Consider the following 15,778-nt stretch of genomic DNA (forward strand, 5'->3'; position numbering starts at 1 on the left):
ACCGGCGGAGCCCCGATCCCGCGCGGCACGGCCGGCCCGCGGCGTCGATCACCATCACGCCGAGCGGGTCGCCGAACCGATCCGCGACCGGCGCGCCTTCGGTTCGGACCGCCCGGCACGCAGAACCGGGCGCTGACGATATCGAGCGTGGATTTCCCGTCGCCGAGCCACAGGTGCGGCAGTCACGCTTCCGTCGACGACCAGCACGATGCCGGTGCCGGGCAGCTCCAGCACCCACGGCGGCGGGTTCGTACCGACAGCCTGTCGCCGGCGCCGCCCTGCGACCATGCCTGCGCGGGCATCCCTTGCGGCCGGGCTCGAAACCCATTGCGACCGTTGGTGACACGCCCAACAGCGTCGGGCTCGCTGCCGTGCTGGACGGCGTCGCCGTGCACGCCGCCGGTGACCGGAGCGGTATCGCCTTCTCATCGGTGAGGAATCCCGCCGTGCGGCTATAGCATCTGGCCGTTTACTGCCACGCGGAACGGGACGATCACATGACCAGCGGCATCCGGGATACTCGTCCACCCGCCCGGAACGGCCGTCGCCGCAGATCGACGGAGTCGGCCGCACCGACGTTCGCCGCGCTGCTGACCGCCGCCGCGGAGCACAATCCCGACGGCGTCGCGGTGGTCTGCGAGGACGGTGAGATTACCTATCGCGACCTCGACGCCCGGTCGTCCCGGCTGGCCCGCACGCTGATCGCGGCGGATGCGGGGCCCGAAACGGCGGTGGCGGTGGCGGTGGCGCGCTCGCTCGATTCGGTGCTCGCCGTGTGGGCGATCGCGAAGACCGGCGCCGCGTTCGTGCCTATCGATCCGGCACTTCCCTTGTCGCGCATACGTTTCCAGGTCGCCGACAGCGGCGCCGCGCTCGGTCTGACCCGGACCGCACACGCGGCGACGCTGCCGGCCGACGTGCGCTGGTTCGCGCTGGACGACGCCGATTTCATCGCGCAGGTGGCGTCGAACCCCGCGGGTCCGATCGCGTACTTCGAGCGGCCCGCTCGACTTCGCCCCGCCCACACGGCCTACGTGATCTACACATCGGGATCGACCGGACGGCCCAAAGGCGTTGCCGTCACCCATGCCGGGCTCGCCCCGCTGTGCGCCGAACTGGCCGCGCGCCACGCGCTGGACGAAGACGCGCGGGTGCTGCATTTCGCGTCGCCGAGTTTCGACGCCTCGGTGCTGGAGTTGTTGCTCGCGATCTCCCGCGCCGCCACGCTGGTGATCGCCCCGCCGACCCTGTACGGCGGCACGGCGTTGGTGGAATTGCTCGCGCGGCAATCCATCACCCACGCGTTCCTCACCCCGTCCGCGCTGGCCACGATCGAGCCGGACGGATTGCCCGCCCTGCGTTCGGTCATCGTCGGCGGCGAGCCGTGCCCGCCGATGTTGCCCCGGCACTGGGCGGCCGACGACCGGCTGTTTCACAATGCTTACGGCCCAACGGAATCCACCATCGTGGCGACGCTGAGCCCCGCCTTGGGACCGGACGCACCGGTCACGATCGGATCGGCCGTGCCCGGCATGCGCTGCCAGGTCCTCGATCACCGGCTGCGCCCGGTCGGCGTCGGTGTCGTCGGCGAGCTGTATGTGTCCGGGCCGGGAGTGGCCAGGGGTTACCACGGCCGCCCCGGTCTGACCGGGCAGCGGTTTCTCGCCGACCCGTTCGGGCCGCCCGGCTCCCGGATGTACCGCACCGGCGATCTCGTCCGGCGCACGACCTCCGGTGAGCTGGACTATTTCGGCCGCGCCGACGACCAGGTCAAGATCAGGGGCTTCCGGATCGAACTCGGCGAGATCGACGCCATCCTGTCGACCCAGCCCGGCATCCTGCTGGCCGTGACCGTCGACCGCAAGACCGCCACGGGCGAGACCACGCTGGCCTCCTTCGTCCAGCCCGAACCGGGCCATGTCCCTGATCCCGCCACTCTGGCCGACGCGCTGGCCGCGCTGCTGCCGAAATACATGGTGCCCAACACCATCACGGTCGTGGAACGAATCCCGCGCACCCCGACGGGCAAGGCAGATCGGCCCGCCCTGCGCGTGCGCGCCCTGGACGAGCCCGACTATCGGCCCGCCGTCGACCTCGGCGAGGAGACGGTCGCCGAAGTCTTCGCACGCGTGCTGGGCCGGGAGCGGTTCAGCGCCGACGCCGATTTCTTCGCCGCGGGTGGCAACTCGCTGCTGGCGACCCAGGTGGCCGCGCGCCTGAGCGAAACGTGGCGGCTGCGCATCCCGCCCCGGCTGGTGTTCGACCATCCGACGGTCGCAGGCCTGGCCCAAGCCATCCGCTCGCAGCAATTCGACACCGCGCGCCCGGTGCTGCGCGCGCGAACCCGGCCGCAGCGCATCCCGCTCTCGCCCGCCCAACTGCGATTCTGGCTGCGCAACCAGTTCGACACCATGTCCTCGGTGGACAACATCGGCTTCGCGCTGCGACTGTCGGAACTGGACATTCCCGCCTTGCGCGCGGCCTTCGCCGATACCGTCGAGCGGCACGAGGCGCTGCGCACCAAGTATCCGGCCGACGCGACCGGCCCGCGGCAGCTGATTCTCGACACCGAGCACGTGGTCGGTGATTTCGCGGTCGAGGAACTGTCCGACGACGCGGTTCCCGACCGGGTGCGCGCGATCCTGCGCCACGGGTTCGACGTGTCGGCCGAGGTGCCGCTGCGCGTGCGGCTGCTGCGCACCCCCACCGAATACGTCCTGGTCTGCGCGCTGCACCACATCTGCGCCGACGGGTCCTCCTTGGCGCCGCTGGCCCGCGATGTGGCGATGGCCTACGCCGCACGCAGCGCGGGCGCCGCACCGGCCTGGCGGCCACCGGATGTGCAGTACGCCGACTACGCCCTGTGGCAGCAGGATCTGCTCGGTTCCCGCGACGACCCCGATTCCCTGTTGTCTCGGCAGCTGGCGTACTGGACCGGCGAGCTGGCCGGTCTGCCCGACGAACTCGATCTGCCCGCCGACCGGCCGCGCCCGCCGGTGGCCACACTGCGCGGCTCGGCCACCCAGCGGTCGGCGCGGGCGAGTCTGCACCGCGACCTGCTCACCGTCGCGCGCGCCCACCGGTCGACGCTGTTCATGGTGATGCGCTCGGCGCTCGCCGTGCTGCTGGCGCGCCTGTCCGGAAGCCACGACATCGCGATCGGCGTGCCGATGACCAACCGGGCCGAGCCCGCGCTCGCGGACGTCGTCGGCATGTTCGTCAACACCACCGTCTCCCGCACCAGGATCGAGCCCGCGGAGACTTTCACCGAGCTGCTGCGCCGCACCAGGGAACGGGACCTGGTCAACTTCGCGCACTCCGAGGTGCCGTTCGAGCACGTGGTCGACGCGGTCGACCCGACCCGCTCGCCCGGACGCCACCCGCTCTACCAGGTCGGCTTCGCGTTCCAGAACTTCACGCAGGCCACCCTCGACCTGTCGGGGCCGAGCGTGTCGTTCCTCGACGTGGACGCCGACACGGCGAAAACCGATCTGCACATCGGTGTGGTCGACACCCGCGACGACGACGGCGAGCCGGGCGAGATCATCATCCGATTCGGCTACAGCACCGACCTGTTCGACGAGCACACGGTGCAGCGCTTCCTCGACGGTTATATCCGCATCCTGCACCGGGTCGCGGCCGAGCCCGATGCCGTGGTGGGCGACATCGACATCATGGATCCGGTCGAGCACAAGCGGATCCGGTCCTGGGGCACTGGGCCGGAACACAGCGTGCAAGCCGAGCCGCTCACCGCCGCGACGGCGCGGCAAGCCGCGGCGACGCCCGACGCGATCGCCGTGGTCTGCGGGTCCGAGACCATCACCTACGCGCGGCTGGTCGAGCGGTCCGCGCGGCTGGCTCGCTGGCTGATCGAACAGGGCGTCGGCGCGGAGACCGTCGTCGCCGTGGCGATGCGGCGATCGATCCAGCAGGTCGTGGCGCTGCACGCGATCGTGGCGGCGGGCGCGGCCTGGGTGCCGATCGATCCCGGCCATCCGGCCGAGCGCATCCGGCACGTGCTCGAGTCCGCACAGCCGCGGTGCGTGCTGACCACCGCCGAAGACGACTTCACGGCCGTCGCGGCGTACGACGTCGACGCCATGGACCTCGACCGTTTCGGCGCGGAACCCGTGCTCGACGCCGAGCGGCTGACGCCGTGGCACGCCGACCACCCCGCGTATCTCATCTACACCTCCGGCTCGACCGGCCGCCCCAAGGGCGTGGCGATCAGTCATCGGGCGATCGTGCACCAGCTCGCCTGGATGCAGGCGGAATACGGCGTCGACGCCACCGACGTCTATCTGCACAAGACCCCCGCGACCTTCGACGTGTCGTTGTGGGGCTATTTCCTGCCGTTGCGCGCGGGCGCACGGCTGGTGCTGGCCGGGCCGGACGAGCATCGCGATCCGGCGGCGCTCGGGCGGCTGATCGCCGCACACCGGGTGACGCTCACCGATTTCGTTCCCGCGATGCTCACCGTGTTCGCCCAGCAGGCGACCGCGGACGAATTGTCCTCGTTGCGAGCCGTTTTCGTCATCGGTGAGGCGTTGCCCCCGGAGACCGCCCGCGCCTTCGCGACGGTGTCCGGGGCCGAGTTGCACAATCTGTACGGTCCGACCGAAGCCGCGGTGAGCATCACGCGGCACGCCGTCTCGGCCGCCGACCGCACCGCGGCCAGCGTTTCCATCGGTGTGCCGGAATGGAATTCACGCTGCCACGTGCTCGACGACCGTTTGCGGCCGGTCCCGGTGGGCGTGGCGGGCGAGCTGTATCTGGGTGGCGTTCAGCTGGCCCGCGGCTACCACGGCGCCCCCGGGCTGACCGCGGCCCGGTTCATCGCCGATCCGCTGCACCCGGGGGAACGGATGTACCGGACCGGTGACCTGGTGCGATGGAATCGCGCCGGCACCCTGGACTACCTGGGCCGCACGGACTTCCAGGTGAAGGTGCGCGGCCATCGCATCGAACTCGGCGAGATCGAAGCGGCCTTGCTGGCCGACCCGGCGGTGGGCCGGGCCGCGGTGGCGGTCAAGGGCTCCGACGCCGGGGACCGGCTGGTCGGCTATGTCGTCGCCGCGCCGGGGGCCACCGTCGACCCGGACGCGGTGCGGCAGTCGGTCGCGCGGATGCTACCCGGCTACATGGTGCCTTCGGCGGTGCTCGCGCTCGACGCATTCCCGGTGAACACCAGCGGCAAACTCGATCGCGCCGCGCTGCCCCAGCCGGTGTTCGCCGCCCGCACCGGCGCGCGTCCCGGCACCGCGTTGGAGCGCGCGATCGCGGAAGTCTTCGCCGACGTGCTCGCGGTGTGCCCGATCGGGGTGGCCGACGACTTCTTCGAACTCGGCGGGTCGTCGCTGCTCGCCTTCACGTTGCACCAGCGGTTGTCGAAGCGGCTCGGCCGGGACGTGCCGATGTCGGCGATCCTCGCGGCCCCGACCGTCGGCGGCCTCGCGGCCCGGCTGGCAGGCGGGTCCGCGCCCACGGCCGCGACACCGGAACGCGACGCCGTGCTGGAGCCGGAAATCGGCATCGGCGGATGCGAACCGGCGCACACCGGTCCGCCGCAGGAGATCCTGCTGACCGGCGCGACCGGTTTTCTCGGCGTCCACCTGCTGCAAGCGCTGCTGGATCGCACCGAGGCCCGGGTGTGGTGCGTGGTGCGCGCCGCCGACGCCGAGGAGGGCATCGACCGCATCCTGGGCGCGCTGAGCCACTACCGGCTGTCGGGGACCACCGCCGCCGAGCGGATCGTCGTGGTCGCGGGCGATCTCACCGCGCCGCATCTCGGCCTGGACCCCGCCGACTACGAACGCTTGGCCGACAGCATCGACGCGATCTACCACAACGGCGCGCGCGTCAATCACGTCGACCCGTACGCGCGGCTGCGGCAAGCCAACGTCGAGGGCACCCGCGAGTTGTTGCGGCTGGCGACGACGCGGCGGGTCAAGCCGTTCCATCTGGTCTCCACCATGGGCGCGGCCGTCGCCGCGACGCCGGATTCGCCGGTGGTCACCGAGGATGTCCGCCTGCGCGCGGGGCAGGTGCCCGGCAACGGCTACCTCGCGTCCAAATGGGCGGCCGAGGAACTGGTCCGCCAGGCAGGCGAGCGGGGCGTGCCCATCGCCATCTACCGGCCTGGCACCATCTGCGGGTGCCCGGACATCGGCGTGAACAGCCCGCAGGATTCGCTGTGGAACATGGTGCGAGCCGCCGCGATGCTAGGCATGGCGCCCGACGTGGGCGACGCGACCGTCTCCTTGGTGCCGGTGAGCTACGTGGCGGGCGCCATCGCGGAGATCTCCGTTCGCCCGCGCTCGGAAACCGTGTATCACCTGGTCAATCGGGCTCCGGTACCGGTCGGGGAGATTCTCGCGAGTCTGCGCGCGCACGGGTTGCCGGTGGCGACGATGCCGGAGGACGCGGTGCGCGCGGGCCTGGCCAGGGAAGCGCGGCGGCGGGACGCGCTCGGCGACGATTCGCTGGTGCGCGCGGCCATGCTGAGCCACAACTTCGCCGAACTCGCCGGTCATCTCGACTGGGCCGACGAGCACACCCGCGCCGCGCTCGCGGACGCGGGCCTGGACTGCCCCACAGTGGACCGGACGGTGGTGGACACCTTCGTGCGGGAGTTCATCGCGTCGGGCTTCCTGCCCCGGGATTGAGGTTTCTCAGTACCCCGGCGGCACGGTGGCGCGCTCGGCGGGCTGTTCGGTGCGCCTGCGGGCCCGCACCTGCTCCAGCACGATCAAACCCACCCCCACCAGCAGGAAGACGACCGTAATGATCGCGGCGACCACCGAGAGCCGACCGAGTCCCAAGCCCGCGAGGACCGCGGCGGCTATCGCGCCCGCCGCGGCGACCAGCAGCAACCCGTAACCCGGCCAGTTCCTGGCGTCGGCCAACGTCGCTCCCGGCGGCGGCGCGGAGTCGCGCGCGATATCCGGGGCGTCATCGATCGGGGGTATCTCCCATGGGCCCTCGTCCGCTGTCACTGCTGTTCCTCCCGCCGCGATACCGGCCGTCGTTCCGGTTCCTGATGCGGAAGGGATGCCCGGATCGCCTGCGCCGAAACGCGAGCGCGTCCGTGCTTCAGTTGTAGGACTTGGTGACTCCGTCGAGCAAGCGCTCCAGGGTGTCGTAGGTCGGGGTGGCGACGACGTCCAGCAGATCGGGGGCCACCTGGACGTTGTGTTCGGCGACGACCTTCGCGAACTGGGCGCCGTCGTTGGTGCGGAAGCCGTGCTCGGCGGCCAGCCGCTGCAACTCCGGATCGGTGGACAGCAGCCGACCGAGCCGGTCACCCGTCGCGCCGAACGGCACCAGCGTGTGCCGGGACAACACCGTCGGTGACGGGTACAGCAGCGTCATCCCTGGCTTGATCTGGCCGCGCACGGTCGCCTCGACATACTGCGCCTCGTAGATCCAGGCCAACGGCGTGGGACCCATCCCCGTGGCGAGGTAGTTGTTGAACGGACCTTCCGTGGTGTTCTCGGTGTAACCCTGGCCCACGAACAGTCGCGACACGGCGGGCAGGACGGCCTGCTCGGCGTTGGGCCCCTGCACGATCGTGTTGTTGTTCGCGACGTAGCTCGCCGCGGCCAGGTACATGGCGGCGGAGTTGGAGCTGCGCGGGTCGGTGGTGGAGATCAGGATGTTCTTGCGCACCGGGTAGGCGGCGTTGTCGGGCAGTTCGTCCCAGCGGGTGCCGTTGCGAACCAGCTCCAGGTAGCGGCGCAGATCCAGGGTGGGCACCTGGCCGGGGCGCACCGCTCCCGCCCGGGTGAGCAGATCGGTGATCGGGGTGAACGTCGCGATGGCCATCGGCGAGGAGAACGGCGTGTACTTCGCGGTCACGTTGCGCTGCCGTTGAATTCGCTCGGCCGCCTGCTCACTGGACGGGAAGGCGAAATCGAATCTCGTGAGATCGATGGACGTGGCGATCTGCCGCGATCCGGCGGGCTCGGCCTCGACGCGCACACCGTTGCGCGCGAGCGCGTCGACCACTTCGGGATCTTGGAAGAACGGCATCTTCTCCGAGCCGACCACACCGTGGACGACCGTGAGCGGCGCGGCGGGCGCGGCGGCGGGCGTCTCGGGAGTGGGTTGGCGCGTGGCGAAAACCACGGCGAGAACCGTCAGGATGACGACGGCTCCCAGCGCGTACGGAGCGAAACGCTTCTTCGAGGTCCACAACTCGCGGAACTCCGACAGTTTTCCCGGAGTGGAGGCCTGCGGTTCCTGGTCCAGCGGGACCGTGGCGGGTTGCACTTCCGCCTCCGGCGACTTCTCCAATTCCCGCCGCACCACCCGCTCGATCAGAATCGGAACGAATTGCCGCACCGGGCGGCCCGCGAACTTCTGCCGCGCCGCACCGACGGCGCTCTCGATATGCTCGGGAGAATATGTCTCGGTGTAGTTTTCGACCAGCCGCTCCGTCATCTGACGGATCGCCTGTTCCTCACGGACGGTATCGACAACCACCACAATCTCCTCGGCGTCGGGGGTAGCGCGGCAGCGTCTCCGGCCTGCACCGCGCCGGCCAACACTAGCCCCATCGTTCGGCCGCCGACATACGTCCGGATTTCCCACAGGTGAACGATTTCCGCTGCGGCGGTGGGCTTCTCACATCGGGCCCCGAGCCCGTACGCCCAGCTCACGGGCCCGCGAGCCACTCTCGCGCCGCACCCGCGGGAACCTGCCGACGCCCCGTTCGGACTCCAGCCCGCCATGGAGAATTCAATGGGCAATATCCGAGCCGCCACCACGTGTTGTACTCCCGTTTCCCACCGCCGCCGGACCGGGACCCCGCACTCGTCGCGAAGCTCAGGAGTTACTTGCGGGTAGCACAAAGCGGGAACTTGACGATATCGTCAGCATGTTGCCGTCGAAAGGAGCGTTATGTCTCGCGTCGCTGTGGTCACCGGTGCGTCGTCCGGAATCGGGAAGGCCACCGCAGCCGCGCTGGCCGGGCGTGGGTATCGCGTGATCGGCACCAGCCGCAATCCCGATTCCATCGGTTCGGACGCCGTGCTGCCGGGGGTCGAGTACCGGGCGCTGGATCTCACCGATCCGGCGTCGATCGAGACGTTCGCGGCCGGTCTGGACCACGTCGATGTGCTGGTGAACAACGCGGGCGAGAGCCAGGCGGGTCCGCTGGCCGAGCTGCCCACCGACGCCGTCGAGCGACTGTTCCAGCTGAACGTGCTCGGCCCGGTCGCCCTGACCGGAGCGGTGCTGCCCGGCATGCGGGAACGCCGGTACGGCCGCGTCGTCATGGTCGGCTCGATGCTCGCCAGCTTCCCGATGCCCTACCGGTCCTCCTACGTCGCCACCAAGGCGGCACTGCGCGGCTTCGCGGTCGCCGCCCGCTTCGAGGAATCCCCCTTCGGCGTCTGGATCACCGCCGTCGAACCCGGCCAGATCGACACCGGCCTCCGCGAACGCCGCACCAAATACCTCACCGAAGGTTCCCCCCACACCGCCGATTTCACGACCTTCATGGCGAAACTCGATGAGAACCAGTCAAAGGGAATCACCCCCGAAAAGGTAGCCACCACAATCGTCAAGGCGATCGAAGCCGACCGCCCCAAACCCCTCTACGCGGTAGGAAGCAACGCCCCCGCCATGTTCACCCTCCGCCGCCTACTCCCCCGCACCGTCATGGAACGGATCATCGCCCGCGCCCACGGACTTTCGCGTTGAGGGCAGTAGCTACGTCGGATTACCGGAAGGCGGGCCGTCTTCTTCCTCGATGCGCTGGCGAATCGCATCCACGGAGCGGTCCTTAGGAACTTGCTCCGGCCAAAGAATCGCTACAACGAGGACAACCAACGGCAGGCCGATTGCGATAGCGAACCCGACGATGATCCAAGTGTCCGCGCTCATCCTGGCTACCACCTGCCACGGTTGGCCCAATAGGCGCGGCCGCGTGGAGTGATCGACCAGCGCGCTGCATGTGGTGAGGCCATGATCAGTCCGCGCGATTCCAGTTGTCCTATCGCCCGGCGGGCACTCCACGCGGTTAGCTGGGCTTGCTCGGTGATCTGCCCGGCGGTCAACATGCCGCCAGGTGCGAGTACCGCCAGAACAGCCGCCTCCGCAATCGTGTTCCCCATACGTCACCCCTTGTCGTGTGAAGTGCGTCCGACGCCGAGGAAGTCGATCGGTCTCGCGGTGCGTCTCGGGCCGGGGCTCTTCAAGACTCACCGCCGCACAGCCGGGCCGTTATGTCTTCACGGCTACAGCCGTATACGGCTTCGCCTACGATCGAGCCATGCGCGGTAGCGCCAACGAACCGGACCCACAAGCGGCTGTTCTCGGTGCCCGGCTGCGTGCAGCCCGAGAAGCAGCAGGGCTATCGCTATCCGAACTAGCCGCCAAGATTCCGTACAGCAAAGCCGCACTCGGCCACTACGAGACCGGGCGTAGGACCGCTTCGTCCGAGGTCGTCACCTGGTACGAGCGCGCCTGCGGCGGATTCACCGACCCTGTCACCGCGATGTCGGTTCTCGGCAGGGCCGACGTCGATCGTCGCTCGTTCCTGCGTGATTCGGCGTATTCCGCTGCGCTGACCGCCACGGCGCTCACCGCTCTCTCGGACGCGGCGAGACTCGTGCACGTCACCGATGCCACTCGGGTGGGTATGGCCGAGGTCGAAGCCGTACAGGGCGTGACGGACGCCTTTCTCCGATTGGATGAGGTTCGCGGGGGCAATGTGGGACGTTCCGCGGTGGCGGAGTTTTTGGCGACCGACGTAGCCGCACTGCTAAGGTCGCGCTTCGCCAGCGCCGAGGTGCGTGCGCAGGCGTTCAGCGCCGCGTCGGAGTTGGCCTACATGGCGGGCTTCAAGGCCCACGACGCAGGGCAGGACGGACTCGGGCAACGCTACTTCCTGTCCGCCCTTCGTCTGGCCGAAGAATCCGGAACGCCGGGCCAAGACGGATTCGCCTTCCGCATCCTGGCATTGCACGCCAGCGACGTACATCAACCCCAGAACAGTGTCCCGCTCGCGGAACGCGCGGTGCTGAGCGCACGCGGCAAGGTCAGCCCCGACACGATGACCCTGTTCGAGGTCGCCTTGGCACGGTGCTACGCCGAAACGGGCGACAAGGTCCAGGCCGTCAAGGCGCTTCGCCGAGCCGAGCCATGGATCATGCCCGAGGCGACGACGGAGATTCCTCGATGGGCCGCGCTGTTCTGTCCGAACAAAGCGAGCGTGACTCGCCAGACCGCGAAAACATTCCTCGCGATCGGCGACTTGGCCGAAGCCGAGCGCTATCAATACATGAGCGCGACGATCTGGCATCCCAGAACGCACACGCGGATTCACGCGATCAGCCTGGCCGAGACCGGAATCATCCGCTGGCGCATGGGCAACCACGAGGACGCGGCCAAACTCTGGCGCACCGCGCTCCCCACATTGACCTCCGTCGGTTCGGAGCGTGGGTCGAAGCTGCTGCGCCGCATACGCAAAGCCGCCCCCGAATTGGTCGATCACACCTGATCCCCGTTGGTTGAGTAACGACCTGGCCCGGCTGGGATTCGTTTAAACGTTGATCGAGTGCCGATCCCGCGTCCTAACCGGCCCTTTCCGTGTCCACCACCGCGATCCAAAAGGAGCACAGCCGACGATGTCACCGAGCGAGCGCACTACCGATCGTGTCCTGGCCGTGTGGACGCCCCCGGAATTCGTGTCCGACGGCAGCAAGGGAATTCTGAGTTGGGTCGGACCGGCGCTGCGTACGCCCACCGGATTGCGGCTGTCCCTCGCGGCGGAAGCGGTCGGCGAGGCCGCGCCGTCGTTGCTCCACTACCGCGTCGGGGCGTCGGCACTGGTTAACGGTGTGTCCACTGAGGTGGGCTGGGGCAGCATCTCCTCCGACACCCACGCCCATACGAACATCACCTTGCCCGACCTCGCCCCGGATACGACACCGGTCGATATCGAGCTGACCATTGATGACGTCACCACCGACGGTCCCTGGCTGCGGCGGCTGTATTGGCCGAACGACACCGTCTACCCAGCACCGCTGGGCGATCCACGAGGTCGATTGGCCATGCTGACCGATCCGGTTTTCGTCACCGACTATGAAGGCCCGATCGAGGCGTGGATTGGACCGGTCACGCTCAACCCCAGAGGAATCGAGTTCCTCTACACCGCGACCGCGCGTGACGAACACGCACCATCGATCTGGGACTACGACGTCGACGCCGTTCTGCGCGCCAACTTCGGGACCGCAGAGGTGGTGGCCGGTGAATCGACTTCGGCGACGCGAACTACCAGAACCTTCCAGGCTCCGATTCCTGATGACATCGCCGACACACCCTGGGATTTCGAGTTGATCATTACCGACCACACGGCAGGACTGACCTGGTCGACCGAGTTCTCCTGGGCGGGGCCGACGTCCTAGCGTCCGCATGGATCCGCGCAGTTTCCGCGCCGAGCTGCTGACGGCGAGTTCCGAGGCGGTACAGCGGTGCACCTGTGACGTTCGAGAGGCCGCGCCGGTAGGCAGCTGCGTGATCGTGACCTGGACGGGTCGCGGAGGCGATGAACAGCGGCGCGCTGGCCACTGCGGATCCACTCGGACCGAGGGCGTGGACGCGGCCGAACCGGACAGCATGAACACCGATCTACCTGCGGCACCATGAGTGCCCCCAGTCGGACTCGAACCGACACTTGGCGGATTTTAAGTCCGCTGCCTCTGCCAATTGGGCTATAGGGGCGTCCGGGACAGCGTACCGAGTCGTACGGCTGTACCGGAATTCCGACAATTCGCCGGGGTGGCGGGGCGTCGGCCGTGGGCGGGTGCCGAAGGTGCGGTCAAGTGACCGGCGCCGGTGGCGGTTGTTCGTGGCCCGGGGGTGGCAGGCGTCCCAGAGAACTAGATCGTCGGCGGCGGGCTGGTGTTAGCGTCCGCGCGTGTTCTCGGCGTGGCGAATCTGTCAGCGCCGGGGCGGCACGGGGATTCGGGCGAGGTCGGTGGCGATGTGGATCTCGCCGGTGAAGTACTTCGCCGCTTCGGCCATGTGCTCGTCGAGGTCGCGGTAGCGCTGGGAGAAGTGGGTGAGCACCAGGGTCCGCACGCCCGCGTCGGCGGCCACCCGCGCGGCTTGGCCCGCGGTGAGGTGGCCGTATTCGACGGCGAGGTGTTCGTCGGCGTCCAGGAAGGTGGCCTCGATGACGAGCATGTCGACATCGGCGGCGAGCTCCGCGATGCCGGGGCACAGCCGGGTGTCCATCACGAAGGCGAAACTCTGACCGGATCGCGGTTCGCTGATCTCGGCCAAAGTGATCGTCCGCCCCTCGAACTCGACGCTGCCGCGCTGTTGCAGTTCGGAGATGACCGGGCCGCGCAGCCCGAGGGCGCGCAGCCGGTCCGGCAGGATGCGGCGGCCGGGCGGCTCGCTGAGCCGATAGCCGAAAGCCTCCACCGGATGCGAGAGCGCGACCGCCGTCACCGTGAACGGCGCCTCGGGCAGGTCCACGGGGCCTGGTCCGAATATCGGACGGGGGCGCAGCTCGGCGCGGTGATAGTAGGACGTCGCGTTGACCAGACGCTCGTAGTACGCCGCGCCGGACGCCGGGAAGCAGACGTCCACCGGATGCGGCACCCGGTCGAGGTTGATCCGCTGCACCACTCCGGCCAGCCCGAGACTGTGGTCGCCGTGGAAATGGGTGATGGCGATCCGGGTGAGCCCGGTGACGGTCACTCCGGCATAGGTCATCTGCCGTTGCGTGCCCTCACCGGGATCGAACAGGATCGCCTCGTCGTCCCACCGGAGCAGGTACCCGTTGTGGTTTCGCTGTTTCGTCGGCACCTGACTAGCGGTCCCGAGAACAACCAACTCACGCTGCGACACGGCGTCAGGCTATCCGCAGCCGAACTCCGGCCGCGCGACTAGGTGGCGGAAGCCTTCCGGAGCACGGAGTTGCGCCGCGAGTAGGCGAAGTAGACCACGAACCCGATCAGCATCCACACCAGGAATCGCAGCCAGGTCTCCACCGAGAGATTCAGCATCAGCCACAGGCACGACAGCACCGCAAGGACGGGGATCACCGGCACGAGGGGCACCCGGAATCCGCGCGGCAGGTCAGGGCGGGTGCGCCGCAGGATCAGCACGCCCACCGACACCAGCACGAACGCGAACAGCGTGCCGATGTTGACCATCTCCTCCAGCGTGCCGAAGTCCACGAAGCCCGCCAGCAGCGCGCACGCGACGCCGACGATGGCGGTGACCCGCACCGGCGTGCCGTTCTTGCCGGTGTGCGCGAGCTTGCGCGGCATCAGCCCGTCGCGAGACATCGCGAACAGCACCCGGGTCTGCCCGAGGTACATCACCATGACCACCGTGGTGAGCCCGGCGAGGGCGCCGATCGAGATGATGTTCTTCGCCCAGGTCACCCCGTGGATGCCGAACGCCGTGGCCAGCGTCGCGTCGTTACCCGACAACTCGGTGTAGGGCACCATGCCGGTGAGCACCAGCGACACCGCCACGTACAGGACCGTCACGATGAGCAGCGAGCCGAGGATGCCGCGCGGCACCGCCTTCTGCGGATTGCGGGTCTCCTCCGCCGTCGTGGCGACCACGTCGAAGCCGATGAACGCGAAGAACACCAGGCTGGCGGCGGCGAGCAGGCCGTACCAGCCGAAGTTGCTGGCCCCGGCGCCGGTCAGGAAGGAGAACAGCGACTGCCGCAGCCCTTCACCCCGCTCACCGGGCTGCGACGGCGGGATGTAGGGCGTGAGGTTCGAGGACTTGAAATAGGTGAGGCCGACGACCAGCACCAGCGCGATCACACCCAGCTTGATCGCGACGGCCACCGCCGACACCCGCGAGGACACCTTGGTGCCGGTCGCGAGCAGCACGCCGAGCACCGTGATCAGCAGCACCGCGCCCCAGTCGAAGGTCACCGGGCCGAGATGCGCGATCGGGGAGGTGCCGATCACCTCGCCGAGGTACTGCGACCAGCCCTTCGCCACGACGGCGGCGGCGAGCGCGAACTCCAGGATCAGGTCCCAGCCGATGATCCAGGCGACGAGTTCGCCGAAGGTGGCGTAGGAGTAGGTGTAGGCGCTGCCAGCCACCGGCACGGTGGAGGCGAACTCGGCGTAGCACAGCGCGGTCAGCCCGCAGGCGATGGCGGCGAACACGAAGGCGAGCGAGACGGACGGACCCGCGACATTGCCCGCGGTGCGCGCGGTGAGGGTGAAGATGCCCGCGCCGACCACGACGGCCACGCCGAAGATGGTGAGATCCCAGGCGGTCAGGTCCTTGCGTAGTTTCGAGTCGGGTTCGTCGGTGTCGCGGATCGACTGTTCGATGGACTTGGTGCGGAACAGACCGCCCCATCGAGACGAGACATCACCCGCCGAATCGGCTCGTGGCCCGGGGTTGGTCACGCGTTCTCCTTAATCCTTGCTGCTTGCTTGTGTTCTGTACCCACACGGCGAGTGGATGCACGCCGGCCGTGAATTCGCGGAGCCATGGCGCGATGGCGGCGACGATCAGCCCCCGCACACGCCACGGCCGTCTCGGTGATACCGAAGTACGCGAACTCGTGACCTGGGTCATAGAACCGAGCCAAACTACCCGACATCGATGTGCCGAGACCATCCGAGAAAAAATACAGTGCCGTCAACACCGCGCAACCACGGCCGCCGCATTCTGAGCAAACGGTCGGCGACCCAGCCGCCCAGCACGGAGCACAGGCCGCCGCAGGCGCCGATGGCCGTGTCCTCGGCCAAGCCCGCACCGCCCTCGGTCGCCTAGT

At 68.8% G+C, this 15,778-nt stretch carries 9 protein-coding genes and 1 tRNA gene; 4 read left to right on the forward strand and 6 right to left on the reverse strand.

Going from position 1 to position 15,778, the window contains the following annotated elements:
* Positions 1-497: 497 nt before the first annotated feature.
* Positions 498-6,665: an amino acid adenylation domain-containing protein gene (locus ACH49X_RS29160; protein WP_357208237.1), complete on the forward strand. Its 6,168-nt coding sequence runs from the start codon at positions 498-500 to the stop codon at positions 6,663-6,665.
* A 6-nt stretch (positions 6,666-6,671) separates the two neighbouring features.
* On the opposite strand, the gene ACH49X_RS29165 is transcribed toward ACH49X_RS29160, so the two are convergent.
* Complete coding sequence (locus tag ACH49X_RS29165) at positions 6,672-6,995, reverse strand: hypothetical protein (protein WP_195082514.1); 324 nt, start codon at positions 6,993-6,995, stop codon at positions 6,672-6,674.
* 97 nt (positions 6,996-7,092) lie between these two features.
* Positions 7,093-8,484, reverse strand: a complete 1,392-nt coding sequence (locus tag ACH49X_RS29170) for a three-helix bundle dimerization domain-containing protein (RefSeq protein WP_357208235.1) — start codon at positions 8,482-8,484, stop codon at positions 7,093-7,095.
* A 417-nt stretch (positions 8,485-8,901) separates the two neighbouring features.
* On the opposite strand from ACH49X_RS29170, the gene ACH49X_RS29175 reads away from it, so the two are divergent.
* Positions 8,902-9,705, forward strand: a complete 804-nt coding sequence (locus ACH49X_RS29175) for an SDR family oxidoreductase (RefSeq protein WP_357112226.1) — start codon at positions 8,902-8,904, stop codon at positions 9,703-9,705.
* Between the two features lie 9 nt (positions 9,706-9,714).
* Here the strand turns inward: ACH49X_RS29175 and ACH49X_RS29180 are convergent, their stop codons facing one another.
* Positions 9,715-9,888, reverse strand: a complete 174-nt coding sequence (locus ACH49X_RS29180) for a hypothetical protein (protein ID WP_357208233.1) — start codon at positions 9,886-9,888, stop codon at positions 9,715-9,717.
* Between the two features lie 388 nt (positions 9,889-10,276).
* Between ACH49X_RS29180 and ACH49X_RS29185 the strand changes: the two genes are divergently transcribed.
* Both ACH49X_RS29185 and ACH49X_RS29190 read left to right on the forward strand, forming a co-directional pair.
* Positions 10,277-11,506 carry a helix-turn-helix transcriptional regulator gene (locus tag ACH49X_RS29185; protein ID WP_357208231.1) on the forward strand — a complete coding sequence of 410 codons (1,230 nt, stop codon included), beginning with the start codon at positions 10,277-10,279 and terminating at the stop codon, positions 11,504-11,506.
* A gap of 127 nt (positions 11,507-11,633) precedes the next feature.
* The gene (locus ACH49X_RS29190; protein ID WP_357208229.1) at positions 11,634-12,413 is read left to right on the forward strand and encodes a hypothetical protein; all 780 of its coding nucleotides are present in this window, start codon (positions 11,634-11,636) and stop codon (positions 12,411-12,413) included.
* A gap of 242 nt (positions 12,414-12,655) precedes the next feature.
* Here ACH49X_RS29190 and ACH49X_RS29195 read toward each other — a convergent pair.
* From ACH49X_RS29195 to ACH49X_RS29205, 3 genes are all read right to left on the reverse strand, one after another.
* Positions 12,656-12,729 (reverse strand) — tRNA-Leu (locus tag ACH49X_RS29195).
* A 219-nt stretch (positions 12,730-12,948) separates the two neighbouring features.
* Complete coding sequence (locus tag ACH49X_RS29200) at positions 12,949-13,866, reverse strand: ribonuclease Z (protein ID WP_195082504.1); 918 nt, start codon at positions 13,864-13,866, stop codon at positions 12,949-12,951.
* A 38-nt stretch (positions 13,867-13,904) separates the two neighbouring features.
* Positions 13,905-15,407, reverse strand: coding sequence for an amino acid permease (locus tag ACH49X_RS29205; protein ID WP_323124602.1), 1,503 nt, complete (start codon positions 15,405-15,407; stop codon positions 13,905-13,907).
* Between the last annotated feature and the right edge of the window lie 371 nt (positions 15,408-15,778).

Source organism: Nocardia sp. NPDC019323 (assembly GCF_044389845.1).
GTDB classification, from domain to species: domain Bacteria; phylum Actinomycetota; class Actinomycetes; order Mycobacteriales; family Mycobacteriaceae; genus Nocardia; species Nocardia implantans.

Bases quoted from the DNA above. Each gene is read 5' to 3' on its own strand.
- ACH49X_RS29185 (WP_357208231.1), top strand. From the start codon at position 10,277: ATGCGCGGTAGCGCCAACGAACCGGACCCACAAGCGGCTGTTCTCGGT.
- ACH49X_RS29160 (WP_357208237.1), top strand. From the start codon at position 498: ATGACCAGCGGCATCCGGGATACTCGTCCACCCGCCCGGAACGGCCGT.
- ACH49X_RS29190 (WP_357208229.1), top strand. From the start codon at position 11,634: ATGTCACCGAGCGAGCGCACTACCGATCGTGTCCTGGCCGTGTGGACG.
- ACH49X_RS29180 (WP_357208233.1), bottom strand. From the start codon at position 9,888: ATGAGCGCGGACACTTGGATCATCGTCGGGTTCGCTATCGCAATCGGC.
- ACH49X_RS29175 (WP_357112226.1), top strand. From the start codon at position 8,902: ATGTCTCGCGTCGCTGTGGTCACCGGTGCGTCGTCCGGAATCGGGAAG.